At 45.0% G+C, this 16,106-nt stretch carries 14 protein-coding genes; 4 read left to right on the top strand and 10 right to left on the bottom strand.

Annotation, left to right across the window (positions count from 1 at the left end; genetic code table 11):
- Positions 1-274: 274 nt before the first annotated feature.
- The 5 genes from AC5590_RS19060 to AC5590_RS19080 form a co-directional block, all read right to left on the bottom strand.
- Positions 275-838, bottom strand: a complete 564-nt coding sequence (locus AC5590_RS19060; RefSeq protein WP_169265060.1) for a DUF3237 domain-containing protein — start codon at positions 836-838, stop codon at positions 275-277.
- Between the two features lie 16 nt (positions 839-854).
- On the bottom strand, positions 855-1,325 hold the full coding sequence (locus AC5590_RS19065) for a nuclear transport factor 2 family protein (protein ID WP_169265061.1): 471 nt from the start codon (positions 1,323-1,325) through the stop codon (positions 855-857).
- A gap of 49 nt (positions 1,326-1,374) precedes the next feature.
- Positions 1,375-2,517: an FAD-dependent oxidoreductase gene (locus tag AC5590_RS19070; RefSeq protein WP_169265062.1), complete on the bottom strand. Its 1,143-nt coding sequence runs from the start codon at positions 2,515-2,517 to the stop codon at positions 1,375-1,377.
- Positions 2,518-2,688: 171 nt separating this feature from the next.
- A complete protein-coding gene (locus AC5590_RS19075; protein ID WP_169265063.1) occupies positions 2,689-3,168 on the bottom strand; it encodes a MarR family winged helix-turn-helix transcriptional regulator in 480 nt (159 codons plus the stop codon).
- Between the two features lie 39 nt (positions 3,169-3,207).
- Complete coding sequence (locus tag AC5590_RS19080) at positions 3,208-3,345, bottom strand: hypothetical protein (protein ID WP_169265064.1); 138 nt, start codon at positions 3,343-3,345, stop codon at positions 3,208-3,210.
- 395 nt (positions 3,346-3,740) lie between these two features.
- Between AC5590_RS19080 and AC5590_RS19085 the strand changes: the two genes are divergently transcribed.
- Positions 3,741-3,956: a hypothetical protein gene (locus tag AC5590_RS19085; protein ID WP_169265065.1), complete on the top strand. Its 216-nt coding sequence runs from the start codon at positions 3,741-3,743 to the stop codon at positions 3,954-3,956.
- A 2-nt stretch (positions 3,957-3,958) separates the two neighbouring features.
- Positions 3,959-4,390: a PIN domain-containing protein gene (locus tag AC5590_RS19090; RefSeq protein WP_169265066.1), complete on the top strand. Its 432-nt coding sequence runs from the start codon at positions 3,959-3,961 to the stop codon at positions 4,388-4,390.
- 259 nt (positions 4,391-4,649) lie between these two features.
- On the opposite strand, the gene AC5590_RS19095 is transcribed toward AC5590_RS19090, so the two are convergent.
- The 4 genes from AC5590_RS19095 to AC5590_RS19110 form a co-directional block, all read right to left on the bottom strand.
- Positions 4,650-6,410 carry a Rieske (2Fe-2S) protein gene (locus AC5590_RS19095; protein ID WP_169265067.1) on the bottom strand — a complete coding sequence of 587 codons (1,761 nt, stop codon included), beginning with the start codon at positions 6,408-6,410 and terminating at the stop codon, positions 4,650-4,652.
- Positions 6,411-6,645: 235 nt separating this feature from the next.
- On the bottom strand, positions 6,646-7,380 hold the full coding sequence (locus tag AC5590_RS19100) for a glutathione peroxidase (protein ID WP_169265068.1): 735 nt from the start codon (positions 7,378-7,380) through the stop codon (positions 6,646-6,648).
- Positions 7,381-7,497: 117 nt separating this feature from the next.
- Positions 7,498-8,190, bottom strand: coding sequence for an MIP family channel protein (locus tag AC5590_RS19105; RefSeq protein ID WP_169265069.1), 693 nt, complete (start codon positions 8,188-8,190; stop codon positions 7,498-7,500).
- Between the two features lie 453 nt (positions 8,191-8,643).
- Positions 8,644-11,277 carry an AAA-like domain-containing protein gene (locus AC5590_RS19110; protein WP_169265070.1) on the bottom strand — a complete coding sequence of 878 codons (2,634 nt, stop codon included), beginning with the start codon at positions 11,275-11,277 and terminating at the stop codon, positions 8,644-8,646.
- 160 nt (positions 11,278-11,437) lie between these two features.
- Between AC5590_RS19110 and AC5590_RS19115 the strand changes: the two genes are divergently transcribed.
- Positions 11,438-12,832 (top strand): AAA-like domain-containing protein, encoded by a 1,395-nt coding sequence (locus AC5590_RS19115; protein WP_169265071.1) that lies wholly within the window; start codon positions 11,438-11,440, stop codon positions 12,830-12,832.
- A gap of 82 nt (positions 12,833-12,914) precedes the next feature.
- Entirely contained in the window at positions 12,915-13,379 is a 465-nt protein-coding gene (locus AC5590_RS19120) for a hypothetical protein (protein ID WP_169265072.1), read from the top strand.
- 152 nt (positions 13,380-13,531) lie between these two features.
- Here the strand turns inward: AC5590_RS19120 and leuS are convergent, their stop codons facing one another.
- Entirely contained in the window at positions 13,532-16,105 is a 2,574-nt protein-coding gene (gene leuS / locus AC5590_RS19125) for a leucine--tRNA ligase (protein ID WP_169265073.1), read from the bottom strand.
- Position 16,106 lies beyond the last annotated feature (1 nt).

The following is a 16,106-nucleotide window of genomic DNA, read 5'->3' on the forward strand; positions in this document are numbered from 1 at the left end:
CTTCTGCGGGGCGCGCACCATGCGCTCTTGTCCGCGCCCTTGTCCGGCAGCCTCCGCGCGGAACTCGGTTAGCCTAGCCACCCTCCAAACCGATTGCTTCTTGGCGCTCTTGGTGTGCTTGGCGTCCACCTCGGGGGCGACGGCGGTTTGAAACAGACTGGTTCAAGATAGTCGGTAGACCCGGTGCTCGAAGCCCAGCAGTCCGGGGACTGGGCAGGGCTGTTTCATTCCCTCAAAGGCTCATAATGTCAAGGCTTTGTGAAGCGCGATTGCTCTAATTTTTATGGAGAATAATTGAATTTTTTGGATCAAAATGTAGGTTTTCTATCACTTTTGTCCCAAAAATCATCGCGCTACGTATTGACAAATCCTGCCTCCTTATCGAATGAAACAGCCCTGCGGGGACTGGGGGGAGTAACCGGCCTTGACCGACGAACACCGTCTGGTTGACCCAGGCGTACCGCGGGTCGCCCGTCTCCAGCACCCAATGGGAACGGATTGACTGGTCGGCGAACTCGGTCGGCGCGCACACGCTCACGGCCCATTTCAACTTTTCGTTGGCCTCGGCCGGACCGAAGTAGTGGGCGCAAAGGATCGCCCCGTCGTCCGTCTCGATTTGGACCCGGACGTCCATCCTTATGAACCCATCCGGGCCGGTAAGCATCCAGTCGCTGCCGGCTCCGAGGAGCTTTCCCTTAAGCCGTGGCCCTTCGACCCGGCCGCCGGTCATCTCGAAGTACTGGCGGCCGCCGTAGGGGCCGTCCCCGACTTCGTGGGGTGGACCGCACGCCACTTGACATGTGAACTCGTGGACGAGTTGCAGGGATTGATCAGACATTGTACGCTCCAGAACGCTACTTTCCTAAAAGCACTTGCGGGTCGCCGGTGAACCAAGCGTTGTCGATGACGAGGCGACGCATGCGCCAAAGTCTTTCGTCTCTGATGAGTTCCACCTCGTACCAGTTCATCATCTGGCATCGTCGGGAATGGTCGCTCCGAGGGAGGTGGGTGGCGTCGACCAATATTCGTAACCGGGCGACGTCCCCTCCGACATGGACGCGCCCGTTCGTAATCACGTGACTGGTCGTCTGTGATCCGGCGTTCGCGCTCAAGAAGCCGACCACCGTCTCGTGCCCGGTCAACAGCGGGAAGTTGAGACCCATCTTGCGACCGCAGGGACCAAAGTCCACCACAATGTCCTCACTGAAGGCCGAGGCGATCAGAGCCGGGTCGTTATGGTCAACTCCAGCACCGAAACGGTAAAGGGCATCCATGACCTCTAAGTGGTCGCCAGCGGACGCGATAGGATTCTGATCAATAGTCATGGTTGATCCTTAACTGAGATGATTGAATTTGGATTTCGGCATCACTTCACTACGGCTTGCTAAAGTCGATTTCGAGTCCGTAAATGTGTCGTCCTACTTCCAGGCATTCCGAAATCTCATTGCGTGTCCGCTCCTGCATACGCGCCTCGCACTTTTTCACGACCTCCGTGACCTCAGCGGCCGGATTGGCAACTAAGCCGTCGGCCAGTTCGAGCGAGTCGAGCAGTGCAAGGTTCACCCCTTTGCCGGTGAACGGCGGCATGGCGTGCGACGAGTCGCCGACCATGGCAAGACCCGGCCGCGTCTCCCACCGGTGGTCTGGCGGCATCACGGACAGAGGCCAGCGATGGAAATTGCCGTCGACTTGTGTCAGCATCGTCAACAGCTCGGGCGACCAATCGTGATAAGCGGCAGTAATAGCGTTGAGGACGGCCTTGCTGTCGTCGAGCGCGAAGCCTTGCACTGCAGGCCAGTCTTCGGCAACCACCATCGAGTAATAGAGAAGGATCAAGTCGCGGGAGCAGCGTTGCACGAAAATGGTCTGGTGATGGTCGGCGAACATCACCGAACCCTCGCCCAGAAGGTCCGACAGTTCGGAGCCGCGCCAAAGCTCCTTGCGGATCACGCCCGCGAGCATCGTCATGCCAGTGTAGCGCGGGCGGACCGGCGTCAGGCCCCGCCTGACGCGGGAGCCGACGCCATCGGCACCGACGACGAGATCTGCGGTGACGGGCGCTTGATCTTTAAACTCTATGCGCCACCGGCCGTCCGCCTCGGGCAAGACATCGTTGACGGCGTGGCCCCAGGCAATTGTGTCGGGAGCGAGCGAACCAAGCAGCATCTGACGGAGATCACCACGGTCGATCTCCGGCCCGGCCTCCTCGTGGGTCCCGGCTTCGCCCGCAGGGTGCGGCTTGCCTCGCGAATCCAGCATCTTGAAAGCCTTGGCGTCACTACGCGAGAGGCGACGGAATTCCTCCATCAGCCCAGCCTGTTTCATCGCCCGTTGGCCGGCGTTCTTGCGCAGATCGAGGCTGCCGCCTTGCGACCTCGCGGTCGGCGAGGCGTCGCGCTCGAAGACCTTCACGGAGAAGCCCTGTGTCTGTAATAGCCGCGCCAACATCGTACCAGCTGGACCAGCTCCGACGATGGCGACCTTACCTCCGTCCCGTAGCTCTTCGCAAGATTTCATGATAGTCCCTCATAGTTTCTTTGGATTTGGTTGCGCACCTAGACGGGTGCTAGGTAATCAGTGTGAGTCCTGATTCTGACAACATCTTTTCCATTCCCTTTCGCCTTTAATTTTTGCGTCGAATGCGATAAAGTGCATCATTATGAATGCTAGCGTATTGACAATATGTTGTCAATAATCGTTTTGCATCTTCTGCGTAATGGCTTCCAGAAGTGCCACGGCACGAGTGATTTGTTCCGCGTCAAAGTCTTCGGCAATCGCATTTGTCCACTGCCATTCGCGCTCCAACGCATCGTGATACGTTGCCCTGCCGGCTTCCGTGAGAAGCAAGTGCATCGCTCGGGCGTCGCCAGGATTTTCGGCGAACTCAACCAGACCGTCGCTTGCCATGTCGTCAGCGAGTCGTTGTACGGCTTGCCGTGTTAAGCCCATATGCCGCGCCAATTCGCTTACCGTGACGCGCTTTTCAAGTGCGAATAACTCACTCAGCATTTGCCACCGAGCATTGGTTATTCCTGTACCCCGCATTAGGCGTGTTCCTGATTTTTGCACCGTTGCGTTCATACGAAGTACGGCGCGAATCAGATCGGTTAAAGCGTTCGACGCGGGCGTTTTTTTCTTATGGTAAAAAGGCACGTTCTTGTTTCCCACAATTCGGGCATCTATCGTAATTATCGCTAAGCAGTGCTTCTACATGAAATAATAGGCAAGTATAGAAGAAAATTGAGAAGCGATCGCCTTTACAAGAGTATGAATATCAAAGGTGCGTTCGCCTACATTAACCTCATCACCAGGAGTGCGATAAGCCCAAGGCGATACGCTACGCATATCGCCAAGTGTTGATAATATCCCTATTACACAGAAGGATTACGATTGAGAATAGAACTATACCAGTGGTTCAGCCCTCTGAGTGAAAACTTTCTCACTCCTCAAACAGGCGATAAGCCTGAGCGCAGCGTGCGCTTTGCGCTCAGGCTTGACGCTCCGCGTATCGCGCTTATGCAACCGATATGCGATTTGATATGTTTGAACTTGCGATCAGCAATGCTTCGGCCCCCTGCTGGGGCATCGCATTGTCGGTGCGTGTGCTGCTAAATACCTTGTCACAGCAACCAATCTGAAATAATGTATATTGAGTTAAAGCGATCGCCCTTACGAACGCATGAATATTAGGGGTGTAACGGCTAAGATTGAATTGTATCGGTAGATAAGAGAGTTTAAAGATGTTAAATGCATTAGAGTTTCAAGCAAAGATTCAAAACGGTTTAATTCAAATTCCCGATGAGTACAAACAAGAACTCGGTGAAGAAGATGATATTAGAGTAATTGTTTTGGTCAAGAAAAAATTATTTCCAAAAAAAGACATAATTGATGAATTGACTGAGAATCCCGTGCAAGTAAATGGTGTACTTAGCCGTGAGGAAATTTACACTCGCTAGTTATGACTGCTGTTACATCTTTTATTGATACCAATATTTGGCTCTATCGTTTATTTGATGACAAAAAGATAGAAGTAGCAGAAAGAGACAGAAAGCGTAATATTGCTATTTCAATTACGTCAGATGAAGGAATAATTATCAGTACACAGGTTGTGAATGAGGTTTCTGCTAATTTACTGAAAAAAGCAGCCTTTAACGAAGAGCAAATCAAAACTGTGATTCAGTCGCTTTATCGTCGCTGCACTGTAGTAGAGTTCAATTTGAATATTTTTGAATCTGCATCGGATATCCGCAGTCGATATAATTTTTCTTTTTGGGATGGTTTAATTGTTGCTTGTACGCTATCCGCAAGAGCAAGTATTCTTTATTCTGAAGATATGCACGATGGATTAGTAGTCGCTGGTCAATTAGAGATTGTGAATCCATTTAAATGAAAGTAGAGATATTAGCGTTAGATCACAATCCCAGTAAGCTTTTTATTTTGGGGCGATACGCAAAGCGTCAAGCCTATGACGTTAGTCACGCTAGTCCCTAAGAGGGACGCTGCGCAAACGCTATCGGCTTATCGCCTGTAGTAAAGTACCAAATGCCATTAGGCAAAACCCTGTGCCGTAAGTGCTTTTGAAGTGAAAGTCCTAAAGAAGCGGGGTATCTATTTCTGCATCCTCTACCCCGCTTTTGTACTTGTTTTAGTCACTCCTCAAACAGACGATCGCCCTTATGCAACCGATAAGCTATTTGATATGTTTGGACTTGCGATCGCATTGTCGGCGCGTGTGCTGCTAAATACCTTGTCACAGCAACCAACACGTGAATACCAGCAGGAGTTTCACCCAAAACAGAATACTGACGCAAAGCCGCTTCCACTTCTTGAGTAACATGAAATTCCCGATTTTCTCGCAGCATTAATTTACCCAGCATTATCAGTAGTTTTTGTGGCTTGCCACCACCGTAAAGATACTGAGCAACTAACTGACCTGCTTCATTCACCTGCTGTTGACGATTCAACAACTCTGGCAATTGTTCAAGCAATTTCTCTGGATTTTCAACTGGTTGTTTTGCTTCTGGAAGTCGGGCAGGTGGCACATTCAAAAAGCGGTTGAGGTACACACTTATAGCAGCATCAAACACACCCCGAAGTAACTCTAACGACGGCACCCGTTGCAATCCTTGATGAACTGCATTGGCAAAGGTGAAGGGATGGTGTGCTGTGTCCCAGTCTCCAAAATCGTTATTGGTATTGAATCGGGCAACCCGCAGGGCGGCTGTGTAAGTAACGACACCTGCTAATTGCTCTTGAGTGCAACCTTGCTTGAGGGCAGTCAATAGCGCGTCCGTTATAGCTTGGGCATCTTCACCTAATAGAATAGGAACCAATTCTTCTCGACCGGACCAAGTTCCCCATTGAGGGCGTCCTTCCTCCAAGGCTGCGGGTAACTCCTCAAACGCAGACTCTAAAATTTCGACTAAATCCACAGGGTAGCGCCAGGAATTTGACTCTTCCATGCGGGAGGCATTTGCCAAACCAGAAATCAAACTTGCTAAAACTTTCTCAGCACCCTGCCAATCGATAGCATCAAGTGCTTCTAACGCCTTGTTAATAAAGTCGAGTGTATGACCGACATCAATATAGCGGTGGTCTGTAGCAGCAGCAAATAACATATCTGCTATTTGTTTGTTATCAGCACCCATCCGAATTGCAGATATTAGACAACGTTCTGCCGCTTCACTATCCCGACGTTCGATAAACTGACGGAACCAACTTTTGAGAGTCTCGATGTCAGCTGTGGAATTGGGCAATGGATGAACTACAAAGTGAGGTGGCGCACCTGCACTGTCACGGGCTACAGCTGAAAGTCCTTGATAAAGGGCAAGAGGTCGGTCTTCTGCATCCAGATAAGGCAGCAAGTTCATCATGCAGGTGTGGATGGTTAAGCCTGCACCCCAACCTTCCTTGTTGTAACGGGTGCCAAACTCTAATCCTGCTTGGAAGGATTCGCTAGCATCTACCCCCATGTCTAGTAAGGCAATCACAGATTTGGCAATCACCAGAGAAATGCCTTGTTCTAACCCATCCTCAAGCCGTTGGCGGTGGTGGACATAAGAGTCAACTTGAGGACTCAAATTCACCCACACTTCGCCAGAGCGAATTTCTACAGCAAAGGCACGAACATCATCCGCCCAAGAATCGAATGTTCCCCCACTCGCAAGATCAAAGCGGGCATAGTGCCAAGGGCAAGTGACAATGCCATCTTTACAAGTACTCCCGTGGAGGGGAAAACCCATGTGAGGACAACGGTTATCTATGGCATAGACTTTGTTGTCAGAGTAAAACAGGGCAATGGTGTGCTTTTCCAGATTAACGATCAAACTCCCTGCTGCTTGAACATCTGCAAGTTTGGCAGCACGAACGTATCGGTTTTTACTTGTTGTGGGTTTTAAAGTTTGAGTCATATGCACCTTCAGTGGAAAGTAGGGATGAGAAACACCGGTGATATCCTCTACTTTCTACTCTGACGAAATTTTTAGAGTTTGAGTAGAAATTGATTCAAATTTTTGTTAAGTAACTATTATGAATTGCGTACACGACAAGCGATGAAAATTTTCTCATCTTTTGTCGGGTGGGTATAAGCAATCCCCACCCGACTTAATTCACAGGCTATATGCCTACCAATCAAGAGCTACAACACTACTTAGCACTTAAGTAAGCTTCCAATGCTTCAGAACCACCAATGAGTTTGCCATCAACAAACACTTGGGGAACAGTGGATGCACCTGTGACAGCTTGTAATGTGCGAGGTGTGACATCTTTACCCAAAACAATTTCTTCGTAATCAATGCCACGGTCTGTCAACATAGATTTGGCACGAGCGCAGTAGGGACAACCAACTCTTGTAAACAGAGAAACCAGTTGAGGTTTCGCGGCTTTAGGGTTGATGTATTGGAGCATTGTCGCTGCATCAGACACCTTAAAGGGATCGCCTGGTTCTTCAGGTTCAATAAACATCTTTTCAACGACGCCATCTTTGACCAACATGGAATAGCGCCAAGAGCGTTTGCCAAACCCTAGGTCTGATTTATCCACAAGCATTCCCATGCCTTCTGTGAATTCACCATTGCCATCAGGTATAAAAGTTATATTTTCTGCTTGTTGGTCTTTCGCCCATTCATTCATCACAAAAGCATCATTCACGGAGACGCAGACGATATCATCCACACCATTTTCTTTAAAAACCTTTGCCATCTGGTTGTACCCAGGAACATGAGTTGATGAGCAAGTAGGAGTAAATGCTCCCGGTAGGGAAAAGACTGCCACAGTTTTACCTGCGAATAGCTGATCCGTTGTCATATCCACCCAATCACTGTCCTTGCGGGTGCGAAAGGTAATACTGGGAACTTTTTGCCCTTCTCGATTAGCCAACATAAGCTTAGCTCCTTAGTGAATCTACTTCTAAATCATACTCATAATGAATTCGACTTTCAAGGGCAAATTTTATGAATATGATATTTGGTACAGAAATTATTTGATCTAGGTTAGCCCTCAGGTACTGTGGCTGCTTTTTTCTTCCAGTTGATAATGATACAGCAAAGCCGCAACTGCGCCACCAGCCAAAGGACCAATCCAATATAACCAGAAATCCTGGAGTCTACCTGCTATTAAAGCAGGACCAAGATAACGCGCTGGATTCATTGCCGCACCAGTAATTGCACCACCAGCCAGGATATCTAAAGCTACTGTCAAACCAATAAACAAGCCTCCCATTTTGGGTGCGCGTTTATCAATGGCTGTACCAAAGACAACGAATACGAGGAAAAAAGTCATGATAAATTCCATGACTAAACCCATCAAAGGAGTAATATTTTTACCGAGAGATGGCGTACCCATTCCCACAGCTTGGAGTGCTTGCAGGGGAATAGCTAACTTGACCATACTAGCGGCGAAAATTCCGCCCAAACATTGGGATATTATGTACCCTACAGCATTTTTGCCATCAATTTTGCGAGTTAATAAAACTCCAAAAGTCACGGCGGGGTTAAGGTGACCACCACTGATAGCAGCTGTCGCACTGACCATAACAGCAATTGTAAAACCGTGGGCAAGGGCAATTGCTACTAAATCGACAGGTGAGAGAGTTCCAATTTTTGTAATGTGATTTGTAGCGATAGAACTAATGCCAATGAAAATTAAGGCGAAAGTCCCTATAAATTCTGCAATTAAAGCCTTTGGATTCATAGCCCTTGGTGATCTCCACAATTTCCAAATCAACTAGACTTTAAACTAAACAGCGATCGCAAAAAGTTAAGCAGGCTATGAGTTAGTTGTATCCCACATTCCGCACTTCAAAATGTAACAAAAAATACTACTTTTATTGAAGATGGTAAATAAAAATACTCATAAGCTTTAAGTAAGTTGGCATGAAGAATAACCCTCTTTTGTCACTTTCGCTGAATGAAATCTGTAATGCCTAAATTGCGTTCGTGAAATGTCTATTTTCTAGTTGCTACAGTACGAAAGAATTCGGCATTCATTTTTCCTCTTCCTGGAGTGACAAAAGAGGGATAAACCGAGAGTTATGAAGAATGTCGGGTATCAGCAGGTGTCGTAACTGCTTCCGTTAAATATGAAAAACACATTTTTTGTAACTCTTTGTATATATATTGTGTAATTTGTTTCTCGATAGTCCCCTCATTTATTTGGACAAATCTCCTGGCGCAACTTATCACGGGTAGCGAGATAATCATTTAAATAGTTACAGCCCTGCGCCAGTAAATCATCTAAATCTATACTCCATAATTTAATGGTCTTGTCTAAACTTCCAGAAGCTAAGGTTTTGCCGTTAGGACTAAACACAACGCTGCTGACCCAACCTTGATGTCCAGTGAGGGAGGCAACTTCTTTTCTGGTCCCCACATCCCACAATTTTATGGTCTTGTCCCAACTAGCAGAAGCTAAGGTTTTGCCATCGGGACTATACGCAACGCTGTTGACTTCACTTTGATGCCCCTCTAACTGATTGCGTTCGCGGATATTTAACAAGATTTCCTGTAAACTAAACAATGGGCTATAAGCTGGGTAATCAGCCAAAGATGGTTTACCTTTAACTAAACTTTTCAACTCCTTTCCAGCCCGCATTATTTCAACTAAATTCTCAATTTGCCTTCCTACATAGAACTGACGCAATGTTCTAACTCCTACTTGTTCTAATCGCGTAGCCGTCAGGGCATTTTTGCGTTGTGCTTCTGCGCTTTTTCGCTGATTTTCGGCGGTTTGTGCCAGTTGTTGTGCTTTTCGTCGCTGCTGTTGTGCATCTTCTTTTTGTTTTAAAGCGATTTCTCGGTCTTTCTTGGCTTGTCCCGTCTGTTTGCGCGCTGAGTCTTGTTGTTGCTTTGCTAAAGTTAGTCCATCTACAGCAGTTTGACGTGCTTGTTCTGCTTGTTGACGCTGTTTTTGAGCTAATAATGCTTGCTGCTGTGCTTGTTGTCTGTCTCCCTGAGCTTTACCAACTGCTTCGTTTGCAGATTTCTCTTTTTCTTTGGCTATATTTAATTGTTGGTCTTTTTGCAGCAAATCTTGCTCTTTCTTCTTTACATCCTCAGTCGCTTTTTTTAAATTAGCATTTGCACTTTTTTGGTTGGCTTGTGCTTTTGTGAATGCAGTCTCAGCTTGTTGTTTTTGGTCAGTAACAGATTGCAGTTCTTTATTTGCATTATTTAGTTTTGAAGTAGCTAAATCTTGTTTTTTAATAGCTTCACCTGCCGTTATCAATGCAGCTAACGCACCAATTATAGACAGCGCCAAAAAAACCGAAGCAACAATGCTAATACGAACCTGTCTCTTTGTCTTGCCTTCTGCTTCCGTCAAACGCTGATTAGCTTTTTTCTCTTTCTCCAAAGCTTTATTTTGTCTGACTTCTGCCTCCGCAACCTTTTGATTTAACTCTGCTTCTACACTCGTAGATAAAAATCTATAATCAACATCACTCAAACTTTTTCCACCAGCCCACACACGAGCAATTTCTAAATCTTCTCTCCGCAACAAACAGGACTCATCCTGGTATCCACTCTCTTGCCAAGCCTTTAAATTATTAGTATAGGGACGTAATTTACCTAGTTCATTCTCAACCCAATTAATATCAAAGACATTCCCATAAATCTTGTTATAAACCCTTAATTTTGTCTGCTGTTCAACTACTACCCCTGTTAACCGTAACCTCATTTGTTCAGGGCTACCATTAATAGCAATCTCACTCTGCTGCAAAATTTGCTGATATAAACCCAACAATGCCACAGTAATTTGCTCGTTAACTAATATCCTATCCCGAATTGTTTTTAAATGTTCTTCTTTATCCTGAGCTTCCCAATTTTCAATAATTCCACTTCTCACTACCCCTTCTACTAACTGTGTAATTAGGAACCTCTCCCCTAACCCCTCTCCGCTTCGGAGAGGGGAATTGTCAATTTTTTCGTTTCTTTGTTGTAGAGAATGAGAAACCATAAATTCAAAGCCTCTCTCCTCGTAGGAGAGAGGTTTGGAGAGAGGTTTTTTCAAAGTCACCTTTAACAAATTACAAACCTTCTGCGTCAATAAAGGTTGTCCCCCTGTCCAAGCCAAAACCTCTTGCATCAAAGCTTGCGGATTCTCTACCTTCCCCTCAAACCCTTTTGTCAAAGGTGCCACTTCATCCAATTTAAACCCATAAAGTTGAATCGCTCTCCCAATATTAAACGGTGTTCTTTCCTCATCCTTAATTAAATCTGAAGGTGTAGCTACTCCGAACAACGCAAAATTCAACCGCTTATACTCATCTTTAAAAGAGCGTCTTTGATAACAGCTTCTAATTGAAGCAAAAAAATCATCAGCAGGAAAGTCTAAACGAAGGATACTATCAATTTCATCCAGAAAAATGACAATATTTTGATGAATATTTGGCAGCACCAACTCATCAAAAAGCTTTTCCAAACGTCGCAGCGGAGTAATTTCGATAGATTTGTCCCACCATACAGCCAAATCTTCTGGTTCAACAAAATTCAGTTCAGTTAATAAACTATCAACAATACTCCCATACCACTGCTCAATGGTAATATCTTGACTACCCAATCCAGAAATATCAATCACAGCACAAGCAAAACCATCAGCTTGTAGCTGTTTCATCGTCCGCACCAACAAACTCGTTTTACCCATCTGCCGGGAGTTAAAAACATAACATAGCTCCCCTGCCTTTAGTGCATGATAAAGGTCATAATCTGCTTGCCTTGTTACATAGCTGGGAGCATCTGACTCTAAACTACCACCAACTTTATACTCGTAGTCTCCCGTCATAACTTTGTTTCTATAGGGATAAAAATTACATCGATACCTATCTTGAGTTTAACTTCCGGAATATTTAGTTCTTATTGTGTTGCTATTGAGTTGTTCTTTACTTTACCAAACAAATACTTATCCTGTAAGCTAAACTTGGTAGTTTATTTGTTACTCAGCTATGCCGCGTGGAATCCGAGTAAAGACAGAGTGTATTCCCCTAGTCAAGCAAAGAAAGTTACAAAAAGGTTTTGTCCGTCAAATCGATTTAGCTGAGAGAGTAGGTCGTAGTCAATCAGTAATTAACTTTTTCCTCAACGGTAGGACAGTTGAATACCTCAACTTCTACGAACTTTGCGAGGTATTAGGTTTTGAAGTTAACGAAATTGCCGATTTTGAAGCACTGGCAAGTGTAAATACACCAAAAACACAAAAAATAAATAGTTCCTCTTCTGACTCTTCTTTTTTACCTTCCCCCGTTGCGACTCCCAACTCCCCATCTTTAACTCTCGACCTAGAATATCCAGAAGGAGAAGTGCCATTAGATTCTCCCTTTTATATAGAACGTCTGCCCATTGAGCAACGTTGTTATGCGGAAATCAAAAAACCTGGTTCTCTAATTCGCATCAAAGCACCGCAGCACATGGGTAAATCTTCACTTCTCGCGCGGATTCTCCAACAAGCAGAAAACCAAGGTAATAAAGTAGTAAGCATCGATTTTCAGATAGCGGACGAGGAGTTTTTCTCAGACTTAAATAAATTTCTGCGGTGGTTTTGCGATACTGTCACCGAAGCATTAGCAGGAAATGACCGAGAATTGCTAGAAAAATTGCTGCAACAACTTGATGAGCATTGGAAATCTGGACAGCGCTTTGGTTACATGAAGTCTTGTAAAAATTACTTTGAGCGCTATTTATTCCCAGAAATCAACCAACCGCTGGTTTTAGGGTTAGAAAAAGTTGATAGATTATTTGAATATCCCAAAATCTACAAAGATTTTTTTGGATTGTTGCGTGCTGTCCATGAAGAAGCTAAACGTCGAGATATTTGGAAGCAATTAAGATTAGCGATCGCATATTCTACCGATGCTTATGTACCAGTTGATATTAACCAATCACCATTTAACGTTGGTTTAGCGTTGGAGTTACCAGAATTTACCCACGAGCAAGTAAAAGATTTAGCCCAACGTCATCAACTAAATTGGCACGATACAGAAATAAATAACTTGACACAATTAGTGGGAGGACACCCTTTTTTGGTACGTTTAGCTCTATTTAAAATAGCTAACGGAGAGATAAATTTAGCTAACTTCTTGCAAACAGCGCCAACAGCAGCAGGTATTTATCGTCAGCATCTGCAACGGCAAGAATATATTTTGCAGCAACAGCCAGAATTAGGGAAAGCAATGCAAGACATTGTTGCAAACGACCATCCTGTAATTTTAACAACAGAAATCAGGTTTAAATTATATAGTCTAGGATTGGTTACATTACAAAATGATCAAGTTATACCAAGATGTGAGCTATACCGTCAATATTTCTGTACTTTAATAAAAGACAATCAGAAAACAATATAACTCAAATTAACTCAATAACATCTCCAGTCTTAACTCAAGTCGCCACAGTGTTTGATGAGAATATCGAATTCAACAAACACCAATGTTAAATAAAACACTCAAAACCAAAGCACTTGCAACACTCGCTGCTATTTCGGCTACCTGTTTCCTTGCACCTACCGCAGTCCGTGCTGATAATAGCCAATATGTTAATGATATTCGTAGCCAACTAATACGAGCAGCAAGATCTGCTGGTTTCCACAATTTGACTTTAACTCATGAACCTGTTGTCGATTCACTCGCCCACGGTCGTTCTCATAATATTACAATTAATCTGCGTGCAGGTACACCATACGCCATAATTGGAGTGTGCGACAGAGATTGTCGAGATTTAGATATTGGACTTTATGATAGTGCTGGAAATCTAATTGCTTCTGATTCGGACAATGATGATACTCCTGCCATTGGTATAAATCCGAACTATAGTGGAGCCTATCGAATTCGGGTTAATATGGCTAGTTGCAGTGATAATCCTTGTTACTACGGTGTTGGTGCATTTGGTCGATAGAACCAAATTATTGACATCAACTTTATCAGATTTCAGACGTTGCTGAATCACGATATGAACTATGCGATCGCCTAAAAAAGCACAAATAAAAAAGAAGGCAACAAAGATATTACCTTCTTCCTTTTCTTCATTTCGTCAATGAGAAAAACCCTTTAACCAAGGACAAAATTTACTAACTTTCCTGGCACCACAATCACCTTTTTAATTTCCTTACCCTCAATAAAACGCTGAACAATTTCTGACTCACGAGCATACTTTTCCAACTCTGCTTTATCTGCTTGTGCCGGAACTTGAAGATCTGCACGCTTTTTGCCGTTGACTTGAATCACCAAAGTGATTTCATCAGCAACTAAGGCAGATTCATCATACTTGATCCAAGCTTGTTTGTGGACTGATTCGTTATGACCCAATTGCTGCCACAATTCTTCAGAAATGTGAGGTGCAAAAGGTGCCAGCAACACCACCAAAGTCTCAATACCTTCTGCATAAATCGGTGACTCTTTGCAGCTAGCGTCAGCCAAAGCGTTACTCAACTTCATCAATTCTGATACCGCCGTATTGAATTGATATTCACCTTCCATATCTTCCGTAGCTTCTTTGATAGCAATGTGAATTGCCCGCCGCAAGTCTTTTTCTGCTTTACTCAATTGAGTTTGCCGATTGCTAACTTTTCTAGGCTGGGGGGTAAAATCAGTAACCAATCGCCAAACCCTGTTCAAGAAGCGGAATTGTCCTTCCACATCAGCTTCATCCCATTCCAAGTCTTTTTCTGGGGGCGCTTTGAACAAGATGAACATCCGGGCAGTGTCCACACCATATTTGCTGATAACTTCTTCTGGTGCGACACCGTTGCCCTTAGACTTAGACATGGTGGCGTAAAGGCGTTGCAATAATTCACCTGTTTGCGGATCGCGAGGGTCATTTGGATTACTAACAAGATAGGAAGGAATCCATTTATCTTTTCCAGACTTGTTAGGATTTAAATAAGTTAAACCCTGCACCATGCCTTGAGTCAACAGGCGTTGGAAAGGTTCATCAAAATTCAACAAACCTCTGTCTCGCAATACTTTTGTAAAGAACCGCGAATACAACAAGTGCAAAATCGCGTGTTCAATACCACCTACATATTGATCCACTGGCATCCAGTCATTTGTCTTCGCGGAATCAAAAACCTGTTGCTCATTTTTAGCATCGGTAAAGCGCAAGAAGTACCACGAGGAATCAATAAAGGTATCCATCGTGTCAGTTTCCCGCTTTGCCGGAGTACCACAAGTTGGGCAAGGCACATTCACCCAATTTTCCAATTTAGCCAAGGGTGAAGGTCCGCGTCCAGAAAATTCAACATTTTCTGGCAACTGCACTGGCAAATCTTCTTCAGGAACTGGTACTGTGCCACAGTTCGGACAGTGAATCACTGGAATGGGTGCGCCCCAGTATCTTTGCCGTGAAATCAACCAATCCCGCAAGCGATACTGTACGCGTGCTTTGCCAAAACTTTGTTTTTCAGCGTATTCCACGATCGCACTCTTAGCATCTGTGGAAGTTATGCCATCAAATTGACCGGAATTAACCACAATTCCTGGTTCTGTATATGCCGCTTGTGGAGTAGAATCCTTATCTGCTTCTGCCTGTGGTACAATCACCACTTTAATAGGCAGATTCTGTTCCTTGGCAAACTTAAAATCTCGTGCGTCGTGTGCGGGAACGCCCATCACTGCGCCCGTACCGTACTCGTACAACACGTAATCAGCAATCCAGATAGGAATTTCTTCTCCAGTAAACGGGTTTATTGCTTTACCCCCAGTGGGAATTCCGCGCTTGGGTTTATCTTCAGCGGTGCGTTCCAACTCGCTTTGATTGGAAACCTCTTGAATAAAAGCTTCTACTTCTGCTTCTCGTTCTTGTGTCGCGACGCGCTTTGTCAAAGGATGTTCTGGCGCTAACACAACGTAGCTAACGCCAAAAACTGTATCTGGACGTGTGGTATACACGCCGATTTTTTCTTCCATCCCAACAATGGGAAATTCCAAGTAAGCCCCTGTGGATTTACCAATCCAGTTTGCCTGCATCAACTTGACGCGTTCTGGCCAACCTGGTAATTTGTTGAGGTCATTCAACAATTCTTCAGCGTAATCAGTAATTTTTAAAAACCACTGCCGCAAGAGTTTGCGTTCAACTTTGGCACCACTACGCCAGGAACGTCCTTCGCCGTCAACTTGCTCATTTGCCACGACAGTTTGGTCAATTGGGTCCCAGTTTACAGCAGCTTCTTCTTGGTAAGCCAACCCCGCTTTTAAAAATTGCAAGAAAATCCATTGCGTCCACTTATAATAATCAGGCGAACACGTGGCAAGTTCGCAATCCCAATCAATGGACAAGCCAAGACGCTTTAATTGTTGCTGCATCTGAGCCATATTTTCATACGTCCACTTCGCCGGCGGTATTCCTCTATCAATCGCGGCGTTTTCTGCTGGTAAGCCAAAAGCATCCCAACCCATAGGATGTAGTACCCGATAACCTTGCATCCGTTTGATGCGAGCAATTACATCAGTAATCGTATAATTACGGACGTGACCCATGTGCAGGCTGCCCGAAGGATAAGGGAACATGGACAACGCGTAGTATTTTGGCTTATTGCTATCTGTAATAGTTTTATCTAAGCCTTGTTCAGTCCATGTTTTTTGCCATTTTTCCTCAATTGCTGCTGGGTTATATCGGGACTCCACA

The sequence above is a fragment of the Brasilonema octagenarum UFV-OR1 genome (assembly GCF_963888615.1).
GTDB lineage: Bacteria > Cyanobacteriota > Cyanobacteriia > Cyanobacteriales > Nostocaceae > Brasilonema > Brasilonema sennae.